Below are 18253 nucleotides of genomic sequence, written 5' to 3' on the forward strand. Positions count from 1 at the left end.
AGAGGCGCCATGACCATCGCCGCGATCAACGAGCAGCTGCTGAGGGCGATCGGGGTCGGGGTGGCGCTGCTCGACCTGCAGAGCCTTCGCTTGCGCTTCTGCAACGATACCTTCCGCGGCTGGTTCGGCGAGATAGAGGTGGGCTCCAACCTGCTTGAGCAGTTCCAGGATTTCGACACCGAGGCGCTGCGTGCCGCCCTCGCCGGCGAGGGGCGCTACACCACCGAGACAACCTTTCGGCTGCGCCGCCGCACGATGACCGTTGCGATGGATTTCAACCGCGCGCTCGACGAGGACGAGCCGATCGCGGTGCTGGTGTGCCAGAACATCTCGCGCATCAAGGAACTGGAGTCGATGATCGACAGCTACTCGATGATGGTCGAGCGCAACACCCGCGAGATCAAGCGCGAGAAGGAGCAGGTCGAGAAGCTGCTGCTCAATATGATGCCGCGCTCGGTCTACGAGGAATACAAGACCTTCGGCATCGTCACGCCCCGGCTCTACGATCCGGTCTCGGTGGTCTGCATCGACTTCATCGGCTTTTCCGAGATGGTCAGCACGCATGAGCCGGCGGTGATCGTCTCGGAGCTCAACGACATCTACACCGCCTTCGACCGCATCGGCGAGCAGTTCGGCTGTGCCCGGATCCGGGCGGTGGGCGATCTCTACATCGGCGTCGCCGGGCTGCCCGATCCCACCGACGATCACGCGCAGGCCGCCGCCAATGCCGCGATCCGCTTCATGCGCTATCTCAACCAGCGCAACGGCAGCCATCCAATCCAGTGGCGCTGCCGGGTCGGCATCGCCTCGGGGGCGGTCGTCGGCTCGGTGGTCGGCGTGCAGAAATACATCTACGACGTCTTCGGCCCGGCGGTGATCGCCGCCAGCCAGCTCCGCTACAAGGCCGAGCCGATGACCATTTCCGGCAACCGCGCGGTGGTCGAGCGGCTCGGGGATGAGTTCACCGCCACCGAGGCGGGCAGCATCACACTCTCGGACGGCAGCGAGGAGACGGTCTTCCGCATTGCCGCCGAGATGCGCGCGCAGCAGGAGCGCTGAGATGGCGGTGCGTTTCGACTCTTCGGTGCCGGAATCGGCGGAGGGCGCGGCGCGGCGCCCCGCCGACATGCTGGCCGAGGTGATCGACGCGCTGTCCGAAGGGCTCGCGATCTTCGACGAGAACGCCGTTCTGCTCCGCTTCAACCGCGGCTTTGCCGAGATGAACCCGGCGGTGGGGGACCTGCTGGCCGAGGGGCTGGGCTGGCCGATCCTGCTGCGCGAATGGGTGGTGCGCGGCGGGCTGAACGCCGGGGACGCCGAGCGGCTCAGCTTCATGGAGGCGCGGCTGGCGGGCGGCGACTGGATGGTCACCCCGCTCGAGATCGAGGGCGGCGACCGGGTGACCGAGATCCTGCTGCGCAGCACCGCCGCGGGCGGCTTCGTGCTGGTGCAGACCGATATCACCGAGCGCCGCGCCTTCGAGGAGACCGAGCGCGCCGCCGACCAGCTGGTGCGCAAGGTGCTCGAAAGCTGCCCGGCCAACATCATCATGTCCCGCGTCGGCGACGGCGAGGTGATCTACCGCTCGCCCGCCGCCACCGAGCTGCTTGGCAGCTCCGAACACACCCACGCGCATTTCGCCTCGCGCGCCGAACGCGCCGATTTCATCACCGCCGTGCTGCCCGACGGGCGGGTCGACGACATGCCAGTGACCGGCATTCGTGCCGACGGCGCGCGCTTCCCGAGCCTCGTCTCGGCGCGGCTGATCCAGTACCGGGGCGAGGATGTGCTGGTCTCGGCGACGGTGGATGTCTCCAAGGAGGTTGACCTGCGCCGCCGCCTCGCCGCGCAGCGCGAGCAGATCTTCCAGGCCGAGAAGATGTCCGCCCTCGGCGAGCTTCTGGCCGGGGTGGCACACGAGCTGAACAACCCGCTTTCGGTGGTGGTCGGCCACGCGCTGATGCTGCGCGACGAGGAGATCTCGGACGAGGTGCTGCGCCGGGTCGAGAAGATCTCGGATGCCGCCGAACGCTGCGCCCGGATTGTGAAGTCCTTCCTTGCCATGGCCCGCCAGCAGCCCGCGCGGCTGGTGCCCATGGACATTGCCGAAACCGTCGAGACCGCGGTGGGCGCGCTCTCGCAAAGCGCCGAGGGGCTGGGGGCGGAGGTGTCGCTGACCATCGCGCCGGAGCTGCCGCCGGTGCGCGGCGACGCCCACCAGATCGCGCAGGTGGTGATCAACCTCGTGACCAACGCCGATCAGGCCATCGGCGAGAGCGGCATCGGCGGCCGGATCGACATCTCGCTCAGCCACGACCCCGCGGCGCAGATGGTCGAGCTGCGCGTCGCAGACGACGGGCCGGGCATCCCGAAGGACATCCGCAGCCGCATCTTCGACCCGCTCTTTACCACCAAGCCCGTCGGCTCGGGCACCGGCATAGGTCTGGCCCTCTGTCACCGCATCGTCACCGCCCATTCCGGTGCCATCGCGGTGGCCGAAGGCGGGCCGGGTGCGACGCTGGTGGTGCGCCTGCCGACCACCGAGGCGGACGCCGCGAATGACCCCGCCAAAACCACCTCCGAAGGGGCGGCCGGGCGCGGAGCGGTACTGGTGGTGGATGACGAGGAGGACGTCTCGGACCTCATTCGCGAGATCCTCCTGCGCGACGGCTTCGAGGTGAGTGTGGCAAATTCCGCGGAGGCCGCGCTCGAGCTGCTTGCGACGCGGGACTTCGCGCTGATCCTCACCGACCTCAACATGCCCGGCCTCGGCGGGCGCGGCTTCTACGAGCGGCTCCTGCGCGACCGCCCGGCGGTGGCCCGCCGCATGGGCTTTGTCACCGGCGACACCATGAGCCCGCAGGCCCGGGGCTTTCTCGACGGCGCCGGTCGGCCCTTCCTCGAAAAGCCCATTGCGCCTGACGACCTGCGCCGCCTCGCCCGCGCCATGCTGGAGGGCGGCGCATGAGCGACCATGTCCTCATCTGCGACGACGAGCAGGACCTGCGCGAGATGGTCGGCGAATACCTCGGCAAGCGCGGCTATCGCACGACACTGGCGGGCGGCGCAGACGAGCTGCGCGAGAAGCTGGCGCAGGAGCGGCCCGATCTGATTCTGCTCGACATCAACATGCCCGGCGAGGACGGGCTCTCGGTGCTGCGCAGCCTGCAGGGACCGGAGGCGCCGATGGTCATCATGCTGACTGCCGCAGGCGAGGTGATCGACCGGGTGGTCGGCCTCGAGATGGGGGCGGACGACTACCTTGCCAAACCCGTGGACCTGCGCGAACTCGCCTCGCGGATAAAAGCGGTGCTGCGCCGCCAGACCTCGGTCCCGGAAGAGGCGCCGCGCGAGCGCACGCGCTTCCGTTTCGGCAAGACATGGCTCGACCTCGACGCGGCCAAGCTCTTCGACGAGGAGGGCGTCGAGCTGCCGCTCACCGCCATGGAGTTCAACCTGCTCAAGCTCTTCGCCCGCAACCGGGGGCGGGTGCTCAACCGCGACCAGATCCTCGAAGGGGCGCACGACCGGGCGTGGGATCCCTTCGACCGGTCGATCGACATCCGCATCTCGCGCATCCGCAAGAAGATCGAGGTGAACCCGGCCAAGCCCGAGGTGATCCGCACCGTGCGCGGCGTAGGTTACATCTACGATCCGGGCTGATAGAATTGAAACACGCGCGCCGCTTTGCGGACACGCGCGCGAAACACCGAACGGACAGACTGGCTGCATCATCCGACCCATAGGAGAGCGCCATGACCCTGACCCCGCAACATATCACCGACATCCGCCGCAGCTGGCAGGTGCTGGCCACCGAGGCTGACGCCTTCGCATCCGGCTTCTACGACCAGCTTTTCCGCAGCGACCCCGGCCTCCGGTCGCTCTTTGCCCGCACCGATCTGCCCGCGCAGCGCCGCAAGCTGATCGCGGCGATCGGGCTTGTGGTGCGCCATGCCGACGATCTGTCGCCGGTGATCGGCCCGCTCACGGAGCTCGGCGCCCGGCACCTGGGCTACGGCGTGAAGGACAGCGACTATACCACGGTCGGCGGCGCGCTGATCGAGACCATGGAGGCGCACCTGCAGGAGGCCTTCACCCCCGAGGTCCGCGACGCCTGGCTCACTGCTTACGGGGCGGTCGCGGGCACGATGATGGCGGGCGCGCAGGCCGCCGCACCGCGCAAGAGCGCCTGAGGGGGCCGCCATGTCCAACGCTCCCTCCCCCTCGATCCCACTCGCCGCAGTCAAGGTGGCGGGCCTGCGCAGGCTCCTCGCTGCCGCGGTGCTCGCCTCGGCCTTTGGGGTCTTCGCCCATTGCCTGCTTCCGCTCCTCTGAGCGCCTTTCGAACAAGGAGTTTCCCGATGACCAGAGCGTTTCAGAACATCCTCGAGGCCGTCGGCAACACGCCCATCGTCCGGATCACCAAGCTCGCGCCCGAGGGCGTCGAGCTCTACGTCAAGCTCGAGGCTTTCAACCCCATGGGCTCGGTCAAGGACCGGCTGGCACTGGGGATCGTCGAGGCGGCCGAAGCCGACGGCTCGCTGCAACCCGGGCAGACCGTGGTCGAGGCGACCAGCGGAAACACCGGCATCGGACTTGCCATGGTCTGCGCCGCCAAGGGCTATCCGCTGGTGGTCACCATGGCCGAGAGCTTCAGCATCGAGCGCCGCAAGCTGATGCGCTTTCTCGGGGCGAAGGTCATTCTCACCCCGGCCTCGGAAAAGGGCTCGGGGATGATCGCCAAGGCGCGCGAGCTGGCCGAGAAGCACGGCTGGTTCCTCGCCCGGCAGTTCGAGAACGAGGCCGGGCCCGACATTCATTCGCGCACCACGGCGCAGGAGATCCTCGACTGCTTCGACGATGCGCCGCTCGACTACTGGGTCAGCGGCTTCGGGACCGGCGGCACGCTCAAGGGCGTCGCACGCCGGCTGAAGGCGGAAAGCCCGGATACGAAGATCATCGCCGCCGAGCCCGACAATTCCGCGCTGCTCGCCTCGGGCTGGTGCCAGCCCTACAACGCCGACGGCTCGCCCGCCGCCAGTCATCCCGCCTTTCGCCCCCACCTGATGCAGGGCTGGTCACCCGACTTCGTGCCGAAGCTGGTCGACGACGTTATGCAAGAGGACTGGATCGACGCGCTGCAGCCGGTGGCCGGGGCCGATGCCATGACCTGCGCGCAGGATCTGGCGCGCTACGAGGGCATCCTCTGTGGCACCTCGGGCGGTGCGACCTTTGCCGCCGCGCTCGAGGTGGCGCGGCGCGCGCCCGAGGGATCGCGCATCCTCGCCATGCTGCCCGACACCGGCGAGCGCTATCTCTCGACACCGCTCTTCGCCGAAATCGAGGAGGTGATGAACGCCGAAGAACTGGACATCGCCGCCTCGACCCCGCGCTTCCGCTTCGACGCCGCCGCCAGCGCCCCCGCCCCGCAGGCCGCGCCCGTCGCGGCGAGCGAGGAGGCGAAAGCGGACCTCGAGGCGCTGATCTCGGACCCCGCGCAGCCGGTGGTCTTCTTCGCGCTGGAATGGTGCGAGTTCTGCTGGTCGGTGCGCAAGCTCTTCGCCGCGGCTGGGATCGAATACCTATCCGTCGACCTCGACGGCGCCGCCTACCGTGAGGACGACCGCGGCGGCGCCTTGCGCAAGGCGCTGGCCGAGAGGACCGGCGCGGTCACCATCCCGCAGATCTTCATCGGCGGCAAACATGTCGGCGGCGCCACCGAGACTTTCGACGCCTTCAACAGCGGCGCGCTGCAGGAGATGCTGGCCGCCGAGGGCCGGGAGGTGCATACCGAGGGCATCGGCAATGCCTACGGCTTCCTGCCGGCCTGGCTGCACCCGCGCAAGCCGGCCACCGCCTGAGGAGGAGAGACGATGGAACAGGTCAGCACCCAACCTCAGGCGGAGCCGGGCCGCTACCGCTGGATCATCGTCGGCGCCGCCTCGGTGGTGCTTGCGGTGGCCATGGGACAGCTTGTCAACGGGCTCTCGGCCTTCTTCACGCCGCTCGAACAGAGCGAGGGATGGAGCCGGGGCGACATCGCCCTGATCAACTCGGCGGGGCTGATCGGGCTCGCGGTCGGCGGTATCGCCATGGGCTGGCTCGCCGACCGGGTGGAGACGCGCAAGGTTGTGCTGGCCGGGACCGTGGTCACCGGGCTCTGCGTCACCGCGGCGGGCTTTGCCACCACCCTCTGGCAGCTCTACGCGCTGTTCTTCGTGGCCGGCGCACTCGGCGGCGGGGCGCTCTTCGCGCCGCTCTTCGCCCTGGTCGGGAGCTGGTTCCGCACCGGCGCGGGGCTGGCGATCGGCATCGTCTCGGCCGGGCAGGCCATGGGGCAGGGCGGCATCCCGCTCGCCAATGCCATGCTGATCGAGGCACTTGGTTGGCGCGGCGCCTTCGTGGCCATCGGGATCGCCTCGCTGCTCATCATGGTGCCGCTGGCGCTGCTGGCCCGCGCACCGGCGCCCGTGGAGGGCGCCGGCGCCCAGACCGAGGAAGACGCGCCCGCCGTGCGCCCCGCCGTCGTGGTGGTGCTGATGAGCCTTGGCGTCATCTTCTGCTGCGCGCTCATGTCGGTGCCGCTCATGCACCTTGCGCCTCTGGTCGAGCTTTGCGGGGCCACCGGTCCCGAGGCCGGAGGCGTGCTCTTCGTGATGATGCTGACCGCCATCGCCGGGCGTGTCGCCTTCGGCAAGCTGGCGGACGTGATCGGTGCTCTGCCCGCCTACCTCGCGGCGAGCGCTTGGCAGACGGCGCTGGTCTACGTCTTCATCCAGATCGACGAAATCGGACTCTTCTATCTTTTCGCGCCGATCTACGGCTTCGGCTACGCTGGGGTGATGACCGGGGTGCTGACCACAATCCGCGCGCTGATCCCAGCGTATTGCCGGGCTGGGGCGAGCGGCATCATCATCGCCTTTGCCTGGGGTGGTCACGGGCTGGGCGGCTGGCTCGGGGGTCTCTTCTTCGACCGGACCGGCAGCTACGACCTGACCTTCGGCGTGGCGGCGCTGGCGGGGCTGGCGAACCTCGCGCTGCTCCTCACCCTCGGGGCTCTGGTGCTGCGCGGCAAGTCTACGCCCCCCCGCGCGGCAGGTGTCGGCCCGACCCGTCTAGGGCTTCTGCACCGGAACCCGCGGCGGTGACACGCCGCGCAGGGCCGTCGCGCGAAGCGGCGGCCCATCCCAGTCAAGGGTGTGGGTGTAACGCACCACCAGACTGGCATCCACGGCGATGACCATGGAATTCAGCGCGTAGAGCCAGACGATCGGCGGCAGCACCCCTGTCTCGTGCCAGATCAGCAGCTTCGAGGCGACCCCGCAAAGATAGCCGAAGCCGATCACCAGCACGAAGGGCAGGCTCTTTCCTCGCGCTTCCTGCAGGCGGATCATCTTGTAGATCGAACAGTACCAACCGGTCGAGAATGCGACCAGCATGATGGCTTCCAATACGTCCGACATGACAGCACTCCGTGAGTTCGGAGACCGCGTCCCACGCGGTCTCGCGGGAAATACGAGAAGCGTGGGGAGCGATTGTTGCAGGACTCTTTGAATTTGTCGGATAGCGGAATTTGCGGCGGCCCTGCCCCCGGGGATGCCCGCCGCAAACGCATGTCGCTGCGTGGACGCTCAGAGCATCCCGGCGGCGCGCGGCAGCCAGAGCACGAGGTCCGGCACGAAGGTCAGCACCAGCAGCAATGCCACGAGGATTGCCAGGAACACCCAGACCTCGCGGATCATCTCGCTCACCGGGATGCCGTTCAGCGCCTTGATGATGAAGAGCAATATCCCGTATGGCGGGGTGATCAGCCCGATCATCATGTTGAAGACCAGCACCACCCCTAGGTGTGTCAGGTCTATCCCCAGCGCCGCGGCCGAGGGTAGGAACAGTGGGGTGACCACCAGCATGATGGTCGAGACATCCAGGAAACAGCCCATCGCGAGATAGAGAAGGTTGAGCAGGATCAGCAACTGGATGGCGCTCAGGTCCATGCTGTCGAAGAAGGCGAAGACGCTCGCGGGGACCCGCTCGACGGTAATCACGTAGTTGAAGATGAAGGCACCGCAAAGGACGATGGTGACCACCGCGGTGGTGCGCACGGTGGCGCGGACCACATCTAGGAACGCGCGCAGGCCCAGCACCCGGTAGGCGAATGCCGACAGCAGCAGCGCGTAGAAGGCCGAGACGGCGGCGGCCTCGGTCGGGGTGAAGACGCCGGTGTAGATGCCGCCCAGCAGGATCGCCGGCATCATCAGCGCCGGGGCGGCGCGCAGGAAGACGAGCGGGAAGCTGCGCCAGGGGATCGCCGCCTCGACCGGGAAGCCCCGGACCTTGGCCATGATCATCACCGAGACGCCCAGCACCACGACCAGAAGCAGCGCCGGCACCACACCGCCGAGGAAGAGTGCCCCGACCGAGGTCGAGGAGATCAGCGCGTAGAACACCATGGGGATCGAGGGCGGGAAAATCGGCCCGATCACCGCCGAGGTCGCGGTGATCGCCCCGGCAAAGCCCCGGGGATAGCGCCCGTCCTTGGTCATCATGTCGGTGATCACCTTGCCGACCCCCGCCGCGTCCGAGATCGCCGACCCCGACATGCCCGAGAAGATCAGCGAAGTCAGGATGTTGACCTGCGCCAGCCCGCCCGGAACCCGGCCCACCAGCGCCAATGCGAAGGTCAGCAGCCGGTCCGACACCTTGCCCGCGTTCATGATGTTGGCGGCGAAGATGAACAGCGGCACCGCCAGCGCGACGAAGTTGCCGAAGACCCCGTTCAGCACGTTCTCAGCCGCGAGCCCGATGTCGCGCCCGGCCATCAGCAGGTAGAAGACGCTCGAGACGATCATCGCGAGGCCCATGGGAAGCCCGGCCACGGTGATCATGACCAGCAGCCCGATCATCAGCAGCAGGGCGTTGTCGGCGAAGAAGTCCATAGAGTTCCCTTGAAGCAGGAGGCGGAGTCAGAGGGCGTCGCGCCAGCGCGGCCCGAAGAGGCGCAGCAGGCGCCCGGCCATCTTCAGCGAGAGGCCGGCGACGAAGAGCAGGTAGCAGCCGTAAATCCAGTGCATGGGAATCCGCAGCACCGGGCTCTTCTTCCGGGTGAGAAAGTCGAGGTAGTCGAGGGTCGGCAGAAAGAGCAGGCCAAAGGCGATGAGCGCGACGATCATGGTGAAGATCGCCATCACCCGCTGCGTCTTCGGCGAGACCACGTCGTAGACCACGTCGAAGGTCACATGCTCGCGGATCGGCACGAGGAAGGCGGCTGCCCAGAACACCGTCCAGATGAAGGCGATCATGACGAACTCCTCCGACCAGACCAGCGGCGTGCCCATCACGTAGCGGAAGAAAATCTGCACGATGAAGCCGCAGAAAGCGGCGAGGAACATCACGATACCGATGGCATCGGCCGCCCGCGAGAGCAGGCGGCCAAGCGTGTCCAGAGCGCCGGCGCGCGGGGCGCCGGTCTCGGGGGCCGTATGGTCCGTCACGCGGATCACTCCGCCAGGGCGTTGATCTTCTCGGCCCAGCCCTCAGGCCAGTCGGCCGAGCGGTCGGAGCTGAAGTAAACCTCCTGCACGTGGCTGCGGAAGGCGTCCACGTCGGGTTCGGTGACTTGCAGCCCCTCGGACTTGAAGAAGTCCACCAGCCGCTCCTCGTTGGCCACGCGCTCGGCGTTGTTCCAGTCGCAGGAGGCGACGGCGGCCTCGGTCATCGCGGTTTTTTCCTCGTCCGAGAGCTTGTCCCAGGTCTCGTTATTGATCGCGATATTGATCCCGTCGACAAGGTGGCTGGTCAGCACGATCTGCTCGGTGACCTCGTAGAACTTCGCGGCCTCGACGGTGGGCAGCGGGTTGTCCTGCGCGTCGATGGTGCCGGTCTGCAGGCCCAGGTAGACCTCGCCGAAGGGCAGCGGCGTCGGCGCGGCGCCAAGCGCGCTGCCGAGGAACAGCCAGGCGTCGGAGCCGGGCATGCGCAGCTTGAGCCCTGCGAGATCCTCCGGCGTGGTCACGTCGCGGGCCTTGCGCAGGTTCAGCTGGCGGGTGCCCAGATAGCAGGTGTCGAGCAACTGCACGTCCATCTCGTCCGAGACGGTCTGCTTGAACTCGGCACCGATGTCCGAGTTCAGGAAGGCGCGGTAGTGTTCGGGGCTCTGGAACAGGTAGCCCGCGGTCAGAAGCCCGTAGGCGGGGATCGCGTCGGCAATCAGCTGGTAGGACAGGTAGGTCATCTCGGCGTTGCCCCGCTGCAGCGCGTCGAGATCGGCGCCCTGCGCGAAAAGCGAGCCGGAATCATAGAGCTGCACGTCGAAGCGGCCGGGCACGCGGGCCTCGAGCTCGTCCTTGAACACCTGCATCGCCTTCGTGTGCAGGTCGGTCGGCACCGAAGCGGTGGTGTACTTGATCTCGATCTGGTCGGCGGCGAGCGCCGGGGTCACCAGCGCCGTGCCAAGGGCAAGCGCGGTCAGCGTGCGTGTGAATGTCATGTCAGTCCTCCCTGAATTCCGTTTAAGGATTTTCGCCGCTTTGCCAATGGCCGGACCCTCCTCCGACGGCGATTGCAGCAGACTTTACAAAGGGGAAGGCCTTATGTAAACACTGATTGTATCAGTTATCGTATTAATAAAACAATCAAGCTGCTACGGCTGGTTGTCCCGTGAATCGGAGGAGAGTGGGATGCGCGCAGGCACGGACTTCAAGGGCGTGGTCGGCGCCGCGGTGACGCCGGTGACCCCGGCGCTCGAGATCGACGTGCCGCGGCTGATCTCGCATTGCGACGCGATGCTGCGGGCGGGCTGCGCCTTCACCTCGGCCTTCGGCACGACGGGCGAGGGGGCTTCCTTCTCGGCGGACCAGAAAATCGCGGCGCTGCAGGCGATGAAGGATGCGGGACATGACATGTCGCGCCAGGTGCCCGGCATCATCGCCGCCGCCGTCGAGGATGCCGCCCGGCTCTACCGCGCCTGCGCGGACCTCGGTTGCCGCGCGGCGCTGATCATCCCGCCGTTCTACTACACGCCCTCCTCGGAAGCAGCAGTGGCCGAGTTCTACGCTGCGGTGGCCGAGAAGGCGGGCAATCCCGGTCTCGATATCGTGCTCTACAACTTCCCGCATTTCTCGGGGGTGACCTTCACCCCGGCGCTTGTGCGCGAGGTGCAGGCAAAGCTCGGCGAGCTGGTCATCGGCATCAAGGATTCCACCGGCAACCTCGAAGGCGGGCTCGAGCTGATCCGCGCATTTCCCGAGCTGTCGATCTTCACCGGTGACGACCGCATCCTGACGCGCATGGTCGCGGCTGGCGGCGCGGGGATGATCGGCGGGCTGGTCAATCTCTTCCCGGCGGACAGTGTCACGCTCTGCGGTGGCAAGGTGGATGCAGCCTTCGAGAAACGCGCGGCGATGCGGATCGAGGCGGTTGACGCTCACGGCGGGCTCGTGGTTCTGAAGGCGCTCGTGGCGGCCCGCTACGGCGACGACGGCTACCGCCGCACCGTGCCACCGCTGGCTCCGCTGGAGGCCGGGCTCAGCGCCCGCCTCGCCGAAGAGCTTGGGTTCACGGGCGCGACGCTCTGAGCCGCCGCAGGACAGGACGACAGGAGACAGACGATGCCGGCCAACCGCGCCGAGGAGACCCAGAAGCGCCACGACGGGCGAGTCCGGCAATCAGGCTACGAGCAGTTCCAGAAGGCGCTGCTCGATGGTCGCCTCCGGCCCGGCCAACTGGTCAGCCAGCGCGACCTCGTGGCGATGCTCGTCCTGTCGATCGGGGCGCTGCGCGAGCTGCTGCCCCGGCTGGAATCCGAGGGGCTGATCAACGTGCTGCCGCAGCGCGGCATCCAGATCCCCGCGATCGACCTGCCGATGATCCGCGACGCCTTCCAGATGCGCGCGGCGCTGGAGCGCGAGGCGGTGCTCAACGCGGTGCGCACGATGCCCGACGCGGTGATCCGCGAGCAGCTCGAGCTGCACCGCGACGTGCTCGCGCAGGTCAAGGCCGACCCGAGCGAGGCGGTGCTGGCGCGCGGGCAGGAGATCGATACCGGGTTCCACGCCCTGCTGATCGCCGCGACCAAGAACGAGCTGATCCTCTCGGCCTATGACATCAACTCGATCCGCATCCGGCTGATCAAGCTCGACCGCATCCGCCTCAGCCCGGTGACCCTGCCTGCCGCCTTCGCCGACCATATCGCGGTGATCGAGGCGCTGCTGGCGCGCGATCCGGTGGCGGCAACGGCGGCGATGGACCGCCATATCGCCAACGCCCGCGAGCGGGCGCTCGAGATCTGAACGGGGGATCTGACATGGCCGGAGTTAGCCCCCCCCGCGGCCCTGCACCCCGTCGCGCTGCGCTGCGCCCTGCAGGCGGTGCCCCGGGGCCTCAACGACCTTTGCCCGCGCCTGAGCTGGGGGTGCGAGGGCGCGGCGGAGCTGGCCGCGAGCCGCGTGGTGCTAGGCCGCGGCCGTGAGGCGGTCGCATCGGGGCAGGGCGACCTCTGGGACAGCGGCTGGCTTTGCGGTACCCCGTCGCCGCTGCGCTACGCCGGCGCCCCGCTGCCGCGCGACGCGCGCCTCTGGTGGGCCGTGGGCCTGCGCGACGCGCAGGGCGCCGAGACATGGTCCGATCCCGCGCCGATCTTCACCGGGCTGGATCCCTCGGACTGGGATGCGCAATGGATCGCCCGCTACTTCGTCCTGCCTGCCGGGCGCGAGGTGCCGCAGGACAGCGCTTATGACAACCGCTTCCAGGCCCGCCCGGCCGACTACCTGCGCCGGACCTTCGATCTTCCCGAGGCGCCGGTGCGCGCCTTCGTCTATGTCACCGCGCTCGGCCTCTACGAGTTGCACCTCAACGGCCAGCGCGTTGGCGAGGATGTCATGGCGCCGGGCTGGACCGACTACCACACCCGCACCGAATACACCGTGCACGACGTCACCGCCGAGCTGCGCGCAGGCCGCAACGCCCTTGGCGCGATCCTCGGCGAGGGCTGGTACTCGGGCCGCATCGGCCACAACCAGCGCCGCGCGGGCAACCACTACGGCGGCCGCCCGGCCTTCCTGTGCCAGCTGCACCTCGAATACGCGGATGGGCGGACCCAGCGGATCATCACCGACGCGCACTGGCGCACCCGGCAGGGGCCGGTGTGCTACTCGGATTTCCTCGCCGGCGAGATGTATGATGCCCGGCTCGAGATGCCCGGCTGGGACACACCGGAGTTCGAGGAGATCAACTGGCAGCCGGTCGAGGTCTTCATCCCCGACCCGAGGGCGCCCCAGCTCGACGCCGCCCGCGCACCGCTTTCCCGCGAGGTCGCGACGCTGGCACCGAGAGCCGAGACCACGGCCCCCGACGGCGAGCGCATCTTCGATTTCGGCCAGAACCTTGCGGGCTACGTGACGCTGGAGGTCGAAGCCCCCGCGGGCACCGAGATCCGCCTGCGCCATGCTGAGCGGCTGGACGAGCAGGGCGCACTCTACACTGCCAACCTGCGTTTCGCGGTCAGCGAGGACATCTACATCTGCAAGGGTGGCGGGCCCGAGCGCTTCACCCCGCGCTTCACCTTCCATGGCTTCCAATACGTCGGCCTCGGCGCCAGTGGCCCCGTCGCGAGGCTGGGCCTGCATGCCGTCGCCATCCAGTCGGACCTGCCGCTCACCGGCCAGATCGAGACCGGACACCCGATGGTCAACCAGCTGGTCTCGAACATCTTCTGGAGCCAGCGTGGCAATTTCCTGTCGGTGCCGACCGATTGCCCGCAGCGTGACGAGCGCTATGGCTGGTCCGCCGACGCGCAGGTGTTCTGGCGCACGGCCGGATATTTCATGGATGTCAGCGCCTTCACCGAGAAGTGGCTGCTGGACATGGTGGATGGCCAATCCGCCGAGGGCGTCTTCCCCGACGTGGCGCCCACGAAGCCGCTCAATCCCTACCGGCTGACGCCCCAGCCCGGCGCGCCCGCCTGGGGCGATGCGCCGGTCATCCTGTGCCGCGACCACTGGCTGCGCTACGGCGATGCGGGGCTGCTTCGCGACATGTGGGGCCCGCTGGTTGCGTGGATGGACTACATCGAACGCGAAAATCCCGACGGCATCCGCGTCCGCGCGGTGCACAACAACTACGGCGACTGGCTCTCCATCGGCCCGGTCACCGACCGCGCGCTGGTTGCAACCGCCTATTGGATCCACCTCGCCGACATCATGGGCCTGTTGGCCGGGGTGCTGGCCGAGCCGGCGGCCCGATGGGCTGCACTGGCCAAGCGCCTGCGCGGGACCTTCCTTGACCGCTTCTGGCGGGACGGCCAGCTCAACGGTGACACCCAGACCGCCTACCTCTTGGCGCTCGACTTCGCCCTGCTGCCCGAAGCCCTGCGACCGCGGGCGGCGGAGCGGCTCGGCGCGCTGCTCGATACAGCGGATGGCCACCTGCAGACCGGCTTTCTCGGCGTGCGCCACTTGGCGCCGGTGGTCTGCGACTGGCTGGGGCCGGAGCGGGCGATCGACCTGCTGTTGAAAGAGACCTACCCCTCGTGGGGCTTCTCGATCCGCCAAGGCGCGACCACCATCTGGGAGCGTTGGGACGGCTGGACGCCGGAGAAGGGCTTTCAGTCGACCGCGATGAATTCGTTCAACCATTATGCCTATGGCGCGGTCGGCGAATGGATTTGGGCGCGGCTTGCGGGGATCGACTGGAGCGCGGCGGGGCCGGGCTACCGCCGGCTCGCCATGCGCCCGGTCTTCGACCGCCGCATCGGCCACCTGAAGGCGCGCTACGAGGCCGCCACGGGACCGGTCCAAAGCGCCTGGGCCTATGAGCGCGAGGTCGTGGTCTGGGAGGTATCGCTCCCCCCGGGCACCGGCGCCGACGTAATCCTGTCAGACGGCTGGAGCCTCGACGGGAAAGGGGAATTCACGCTGGGGGCGGGAGCGCACAGGCTCACCTTGCAGCGCACGGCCTGAGCCGCGCCGTCAGAGGTCCTCGAGCGAGGACATGAATTGCGAGAAGAGTTCGCCCTGCGAGCTCACCCCGAGCTTGCCGTAGATATTGCGCCGGTGGATGCGCACCGTGCCGGGGGCAATCCCCAGCGCGTGGCCGGTGGCCTCCGCGGAATGGCCCTTGAGCGTGTACTCGACGATCTCCGCCTCGCGCGGGGTCAGCAGGTTGCGCCCGAAGCTCTGGAAGGCGTCGTCGATCAACTTGGGCAGGCGCGGTCCCTCGCTGCTCGGCTGGCCCGCGAACTCCTCGATCAGCCCCGCCCAATGGCGCGTTGCGCAGGCCTCGACGAAGGGGAAAATCGTCTGCAGGTCGCGGAATTCCCTGGCGGAAAACGCCTTCAGCTCGCGCATCGCCGATATCACGACGCTTACATCGTCACCAACGTCAACGATAAAGCCTATTTCTTCGGCAAGCCCGGTCTGCACATAGTAGTTCCGGAAGTATTCGGCTTGGTAGAAGCGGTCGGGCGCAAGTTCGCGCAGGCGCACCAGCCGGGACGTCGTGGGGGCGGCGGAGTGGAGGTAGAACGGGTCCAGGAGATAGGGGCCCTCCTGATAGTCATCGACCATGACCCGGCGTTTGGCGCTGGGAAAATCGTCATAGATATCAAGGGGTCGCCGATCCTGGTAATAGGCGAAGGTGACGGTGAACTCGAAGGGCACGACGGCGCGCATCGCCTCGGTCAGCGCCCTCGGAAAGTCCGGGGTGCCAATGGCGGAGACCGCCTCTGCACTGGCCGCGACCCAGCTCTCAACGTCGAATTTTCCAGCCATCTATGCCCTTTGTGGTATATACAACCATTTACCATTTTCGTACCGTTTTTAAAAATTACGGCATATGCCGCTCGGCGCAAGGGGAAACAGCCATGCCGGGCAAGAGGGGATAAGCCGGGCCGGGGAGCACGATGATTCAGGATCCGCACATGACCGACGCCACCACCACTCACGTCCGCGCGCCGGAGGCCGTGGCGGAATTCGTCGGAGCGACAAAGCGCTTCGGCGAGGTTCTGGCCGCTGACCGCATCGACCTGCGCATCCGGCGCGGCGAGTTCCTGTCCTTCCTCGGCCCCTCGGGGTGTGGCAAGACCACGGCGCTGCGCATGCTGGCGGGCTTCGAGAGCCCGACCGAGGGCGAGGTGCTGATCGACGGGCGCGACGTCTCGGCAGTTCCGGCGCACAAGCGCCCGGTCAACATGGTGTTCCAGCACTACGCTCTGTTTCCGCATATGACCGTGGCGCAGAACGTCGGCTACGGGCTGCGCCAGCGCCGCCCGCGGCTGCCGAAGCGCGAGATCGAGCTGAAGGTTGCCAAGGCCCTCGCAACGGTGCGCCTGACCGACTTCGGCCCGCGGCGGATCTGGGAGATGTCGGGCGGCCAGCAGCAGCGCGTGGCGCTGGCGCGCGCCATCGTCAACGAGCCGCAGATCCTGCTGCTCGACGAACCCATGGCGGCGCTCGACGCCAAGCTGCGCGGGGAGATGCAGCGTGAATTACTGGAATTGCAGCGCAGCCTCGGGATCACCTTCGTTCTGGTCACCCACGACCAGGAGGAGGCGCTCGCCATGTCCGACCGCATCTGCATCATGGGCAAGGGCCGCATTGCGCAGGTGGGCACGCCGCAGGAACTCTACGACCGGCCGCGCAGCCGCTACGTCGCCGATTTCGTCGGCAAGGCCAATATCGTCTCTGGGCAGATCACCGGGCGGCAGGGCGGCATGGCGCAGGCGGTGCTGGGCAACGGGGTGAAGGTCGTGCTGCGCGATGAACCCGGTGACGCGCGCACCGCCGCCGAGATCGCAATCCGCCCCGAGGCGCTGGGTCTGGCGCCGCGCGAAAGCGCTGTCCCCGCGGGGACAGCGGCTGTCCCCGCGCGCGTCACCCACCGCACCTTCCTTGGCGGTCACACCGAATACCTGCTGACGGCCGAAGGCATCGGCCCGCTTCAGGTGAATATCCCGCGACAGGCCGAAAGAGCCCTGGGCGGACATGACGTGGGCGCCTCTGTCCACGTGCTCTGGCCGGAGGGAACGGGGCTCGTTCTCGCCGCCGACGACTGAAGACAACTAGATAAGTCAAAGTCCAACAAGGGAAAATCGAAATGAAAGACGACAACACGCCGATTTCGCGCAAGGCGTTCATGGAAGAGCTCCGGCGCTACCAGAAGGGCTCCGTCACCCGCCGCCACTTCCTCGGGGTGACCGGTCTCGGCACCGCCGCGGCAGTCATGGGCGGCGCCCTGCCGGGCCTGCTGCCGACCCGCGCCCGCGCCCAGGACATCGGCGACCGCGTGGTGCTGGCGACCTGGCCGAACTACCACGACGCCGCCAATTTCGACGCCTTCACCGACGCGACCGGTGCCTACACGCAGGTCAACGTCTTTGGCTCGAACGAGGAGATGCTGGCGAAGATCCAGGCGGGCGGCTCGGGCTGGGACGTCTTCGTGCCCACCAACTACGCCATCCCGACCTATGTCGAGGCCGACCTGATCGAGCCGCTCGACCTGAGCAAGATCCCGAACTTCGACGCGGCGGCCTTCGAGAAGCGCTTCTCGGATGCGGGCACCATCGACGGCGTGGTCTACGGCGTGCCGAAGAACTGGGGCACCACGGGCATCGCCTTCAACTCCGACAAGACCGGCGGTGTGGTGGACAGCTGGAAGGCCTTCTTCGACGGCGCCCGCGACAAGTGGGACGGCCGGGTGATGGTACATGACTACCAGCTCACCACGATCGGCAACGCGCTGGTCTACCACGGTTTCTCCTTCAACTCGGTGGACCCGAACGAGCTGGCGCAGGCCGAGAAGCTGCTGATCGACGTCAAGCCGCATCTCTATGCCATCTCGTCCGACTACCAGCCCGCGATGCGCAACGGCGATGCCTGGCTCACCATGTGCTGGACCGGCGACGGCAAGCAGATGAACACCGACATGCCCGAGATCGGCTTCGCGCTCGGCAAGGAGGGCGGCGAGATCTGGTCGGACTACTACGCCATCCCCAAGGACGCGCCCCACAAGGAGGCCGCCTACGCGCTGATCAACTACCTGCTGTCGCCGGAAGTGAACGCCAAGGAAGCGCTCGCCCATGGCTACCCGGTGGCCGACAGCCGCACCAACGCGCTGCTGCCCGAAGAGCTGCTGAACGATCCGATCATCTACCCGGCCGCCGAAGCCCTCAGCCCGCTGGAGTTCGGCGCGGCGGTGACACTGACCGACCCGAACCGTGCCGAGCTGATGGCGCGCTTCAAGTCGGCCTAAGACGACAAAC

Annotated in this window: 17 protein-coding genes and 1 pseudogene; 13 read left to right on the plus strand and 5 right to left on the minus strand. The window is 67.7% G+C overall.

Going from position 1 to position 18253, the window contains the following annotated elements:
• The first annotated feature begins 9 nt into the window (after positions 1 to 9).
• The 8 genes and pseudogenes from CLG85_RS01980 to CLG85_RS02015 all read left to right on the plus strand — a co-directional run bounded on the left by CLG85_RS01980 (position 10) and on the right by CLG85_RS02015 (position 7148).
• Entirely contained in the window at positions 10 to 1059 is a 1050-nt protein-coding gene (locus tag CLG85_RS01980) for an adenylate/guanylate cyclase domain-containing protein (protein WP_095884038.1), read from the plus strand.
• Between the two features lies 1 nt (position 1060).
• Positions 1061 to 2968, plus strand: coding sequence for a hybrid sensor histidine kinase/response regulator (locus tag CLG85_RS01985; RefSeq protein WP_095884037.1), 1908 nt, complete (start codon positions 1061 to 1063; stop codon positions 2966 to 2968).
• Positions 2965 to 3663 carry a response regulator gene (locus CLG85_RS01990; protein WP_260348348.1) on the plus strand — a complete coding sequence of 233 codons (699 nt, stop codon included), beginning with the start codon at positions 2965 to 2967 and terminating at the stop codon, positions 3661 to 3663. The genes CLG85_RS01985 and CLG85_RS01990 overlap by 4 nt, the downstream gene beginning before the upstream one ends.
• 92 nt (positions 3664 to 3755) lie before the next feature.
• Complete coding sequence (locus tag CLG85_RS01995; RefSeq protein WP_095884036.1) at positions 3756 to 4193, plus strand: globin family protein; 438 nt, start codon at positions 3756 to 3758, stop codon at positions 4191 to 4193.
• A 10-nt stretch (positions 4194 to 4203) separates the two neighbouring features.
• Positions 4204 to 4335, plus strand: coding sequence for a hypothetical protein (locus CLG85_RS02000; protein WP_260348350.1), 132 nt, complete (start codon positions 4204 to 4206; stop codon positions 4333 to 4335).
• 26 nt (positions 4336 to 4361) lie between these two features.
• A pseudogene (locus CLG85_RS02005) lies at positions 4362 to 5399 on the plus strand (PLP-dependent cysteine synthase family protein); the annotation flags it as partial.
• Positions 5400 to 5504: 105 nt separating this feature from the next.
• On the plus strand, positions 5505 to 5861 hold the full coding sequence (locus CLG85_RS02010) for a glutaredoxin domain-containing protein (protein WP_260348376.1): 357 nt from the start codon (positions 5505 to 5507) through the stop codon (positions 5859 to 5861).
• A 12-nt stretch (positions 5862 to 5873) separates the two neighbouring features.
• Positions 5874 to 7148 carry an MFS transporter gene (locus CLG85_RS02015; RefSeq protein ID WP_260348352.1) on the plus strand — a complete coding sequence of 425 codons (1275 nt, stop codon included), beginning with the start codon at positions 5874 to 5876 and terminating at the stop codon, positions 7146 to 7148.
• On the opposite strand, the gene CLG85_RS02020 is transcribed toward CLG85_RS02015, so the two are convergent.
• The 4 genes from CLG85_RS02020 to CLG85_RS02035 all read right to left on the minus strand — a co-directional run bounded on the left by CLG85_RS02020 (position 7116) and on the right by CLG85_RS02035 (position 10486).
• The gene (locus CLG85_RS02020) at positions 7116 to 7463 is read right to left on the minus strand and encodes a hypothetical protein (protein WP_095882745.1); all 348 of its coding nucleotides are present in this window, start codon (positions 7461 to 7463) and stop codon (positions 7116 to 7118) included. The genes CLG85_RS02015 and CLG85_RS02020 overlap by 33 nt on opposite strands.
• Positions 7464 to 7631: 168 nt before the next feature.
• On the minus strand, positions 7632 to 8936 hold the full coding sequence (locus CLG85_RS02025) for a TRAP transporter large permease (RefSeq protein ID WP_095882744.1): 1305 nt from the start codon (positions 8934 to 8936) through the stop codon (positions 7632 to 7634).
• Between the two features lie 27 nt (positions 8937 to 8963).
• A complete protein-coding gene (locus tag CLG85_RS02030; protein ID WP_235865421.1) occupies positions 8964 to 9491 on the minus strand; it encodes a TRAP transporter small permease in 528 nt (175 codons plus the stop codon).
• 5 nt (positions 9492 to 9496) lie between these two features.
• Positions 9497 to 10486 carry a sialic acid TRAP transporter substrate-binding protein SiaP gene (locus tag CLG85_RS02035; protein ID WP_095882743.1) on the minus strand — a complete coding sequence of 330 codons (990 nt, stop codon included), beginning with the start codon at positions 10484 to 10486 and terminating at the stop codon, positions 9497 to 9499.
• A gap of 190 nt (positions 10487 to 10676) precedes the next feature.
• Here CLG85_RS02035 and CLG85_RS02040 point away from each other — a divergent pair, with 190 nt between their 5' ends.
• The 3 genes from CLG85_RS02040 to CLG85_RS02050 are packed head-to-tail and all read left to right on the plus strand — an operon-like array spanning position 10677 to position 14954.
• Positions 10677 to 11573 (plus strand): dihydrodipicolinate synthase family protein, encoded by an 897-nt coding sequence (locus tag CLG85_RS02040; RefSeq protein ID WP_095882742.1) that lies wholly within the window; start codon positions 10677 to 10679, stop codon positions 11571 to 11573.
• 33 nt (positions 11574 to 11606) lie between these two features.
• A complete protein-coding gene (locus CLG85_RS02045) occupies positions 11607 to 12287 on the plus strand; it encodes a GntR family transcriptional regulator (protein WP_260348353.1) in 681 nt (226 codons plus the stop codon).
• Between the two features lie 57 nt (positions 12288 to 12344).
• Positions 12345 to 14954: a family 78 glycoside hydrolase catalytic domain gene (locus CLG85_RS02050; protein ID WP_446323470.1), complete on the plus strand. Its 2610-nt coding sequence runs from the start codon at positions 12345 to 12347 to the stop codon at positions 14952 to 14954.
• Positions 14955 to 14963: 9 nt separating this feature from the next.
• Here CLG85_RS02050 and CLG85_RS02055 read toward each other — a convergent pair whose 3' ends face one another.
• Positions 14964 to 15764, minus strand: coding sequence for a helix-turn-helix transcriptional regulator (locus CLG85_RS02055; RefSeq protein WP_095883413.1), 801 nt, complete (start codon positions 15762 to 15764; stop codon positions 14964 to 14966).
• 149 nt (positions 15765 to 15913) lie between these two features.
• On the opposite strand from CLG85_RS02055, the gene CLG85_RS02060 reads away from it, so the two are divergent.
• On the plus strand, positions 15914 to 17047 hold the full coding sequence (locus tag CLG85_RS02060; RefSeq protein ID WP_095883414.1) for an ABC transporter ATP-binding protein: 1134 nt from the start codon (positions 15914 to 15916) through the stop codon (positions 17045 to 17047).
• A gap of 41 nt (positions 17048 to 17088) precedes the next feature.
• Positions 17089 to 18243, plus strand: a complete 1155-nt coding sequence (locus tag CLG85_RS02065) for an ABC transporter substrate-binding protein (protein WP_095883415.1) — start codon at positions 17089 to 17091, stop codon at positions 18241 to 18243.
• The last annotated feature ends 10 nt before the right edge of the window (positions 18244 to 18253 follow it).

Source organism: Alloyangia mangrovi, from assembly GCF_002300555.2.
Taxonomy (GTDB): domain Bacteria; phylum Pseudomonadota; class Alphaproteobacteria; order Rhodobacterales; family Rhodobacteraceae; genus Salipiger; species Salipiger mangrovi.

What these genes read in the sequence shown, in the direction of transcription:
- CLG85_RS02015 (WP_260348352.1), top strand. Translation starts at nt 5,874, where the DNA reads ATGGAACAGGTCAGCACCCAACCTCAGGCGGAGCCGGGCCGCTACCGC.
- CLG85_RS02025 (WP_095882744.1), bottom strand. Translation starts at nt 8,936, where the DNA reads ATGGACTTCTTCGCCGACAACGCCCTGCTGCTGATGATCGGGCTGCTG.
- CLG85_RS02000 (WP_260348350.1), top strand. Translation starts at nt 4,204, where the DNA reads ATGTCCAACGCTCCCTCCCCCTCGATCCCACTCGCCGCAGTCAAGGTG.
- CLG85_RS01985 (WP_095884037.1), top strand. Translation starts at nt 1,061, where the DNA reads ATGGCGGTGCGTTTCGACTCTTCGGTGCCGGAATCGGCGGAGGGCGCG.
- CLG85_RS02035 (WP_095882743.1), bottom strand. Translation starts at nt 10,486, where the DNA reads ATGACATTCACACGCACGCTGACCGCGCTTGCCCTTGGCACGGCGCTG.
- CLG85_RS02065 (WP_095883415.1), top strand. Translation starts at nt 17,089, where the DNA reads ATGAAAGACGACAACACGCCGATTTCGCGCAAGGCGTTCATGGAAGAG.
- CLG85_RS02045 (WP_260348353.1), top strand. Translation starts at nt 11,607, where the DNA reads ATGCCGGCCAACCGCGCCGAGGAGACCCAGAAGCGCCACGACGGGCGA.
- CLG85_RS01980 (WP_095884038.1), top strand. Translation starts at nt 10, where the DNA reads ATGACCATCGCCGCGATCAACGAGCAGCTGCTGAGGGCGATCGGGGTC.
- CLG85_RS02060 (WP_095883414.1), top strand. Translation starts at nt 15,914, where the DNA reads ATGACCGACGCCACCACCACTCACGTCCGCGCGCCGGAGGCCGTGGCG.
- CLG85_RS01990 (WP_260348348.1), top strand. Translation starts at nt 2,965, where the DNA reads ATGAGCGACCATGTCCTCATCTGCGACGACGAGCAGGACCTGCGCGAG.
- CLG85_RS02020 (WP_095882745.1), bottom strand. Translation starts at nt 7,463, where the DNA reads ATGTCGGACGTATTGGAAGCCATCATGCTGGTCGCATTCTCGACCGGT.
- CLG85_RS02040 (WP_095882742.1), top strand. Translation starts at nt 10,677, where the DNA reads ATGCGCGCAGGCACGGACTTCAAGGGCGTGGTCGGCGCCGCGGTGACG.
- CLG85_RS02055 (WP_095883413.1), bottom strand. Translation starts at nt 15,764, where the DNA reads ATGGCTGGAAAATTCGACGTTGAGAGCTGGGTCGCGGCCAGTGCAGAG.
- CLG85_RS01995 (WP_095884036.1), top strand. Translation starts at nt 3,756, where the DNA reads ATGACCCTGACCCCGCAACATATCACCGACATCCGCCGCAGCTGGCAG.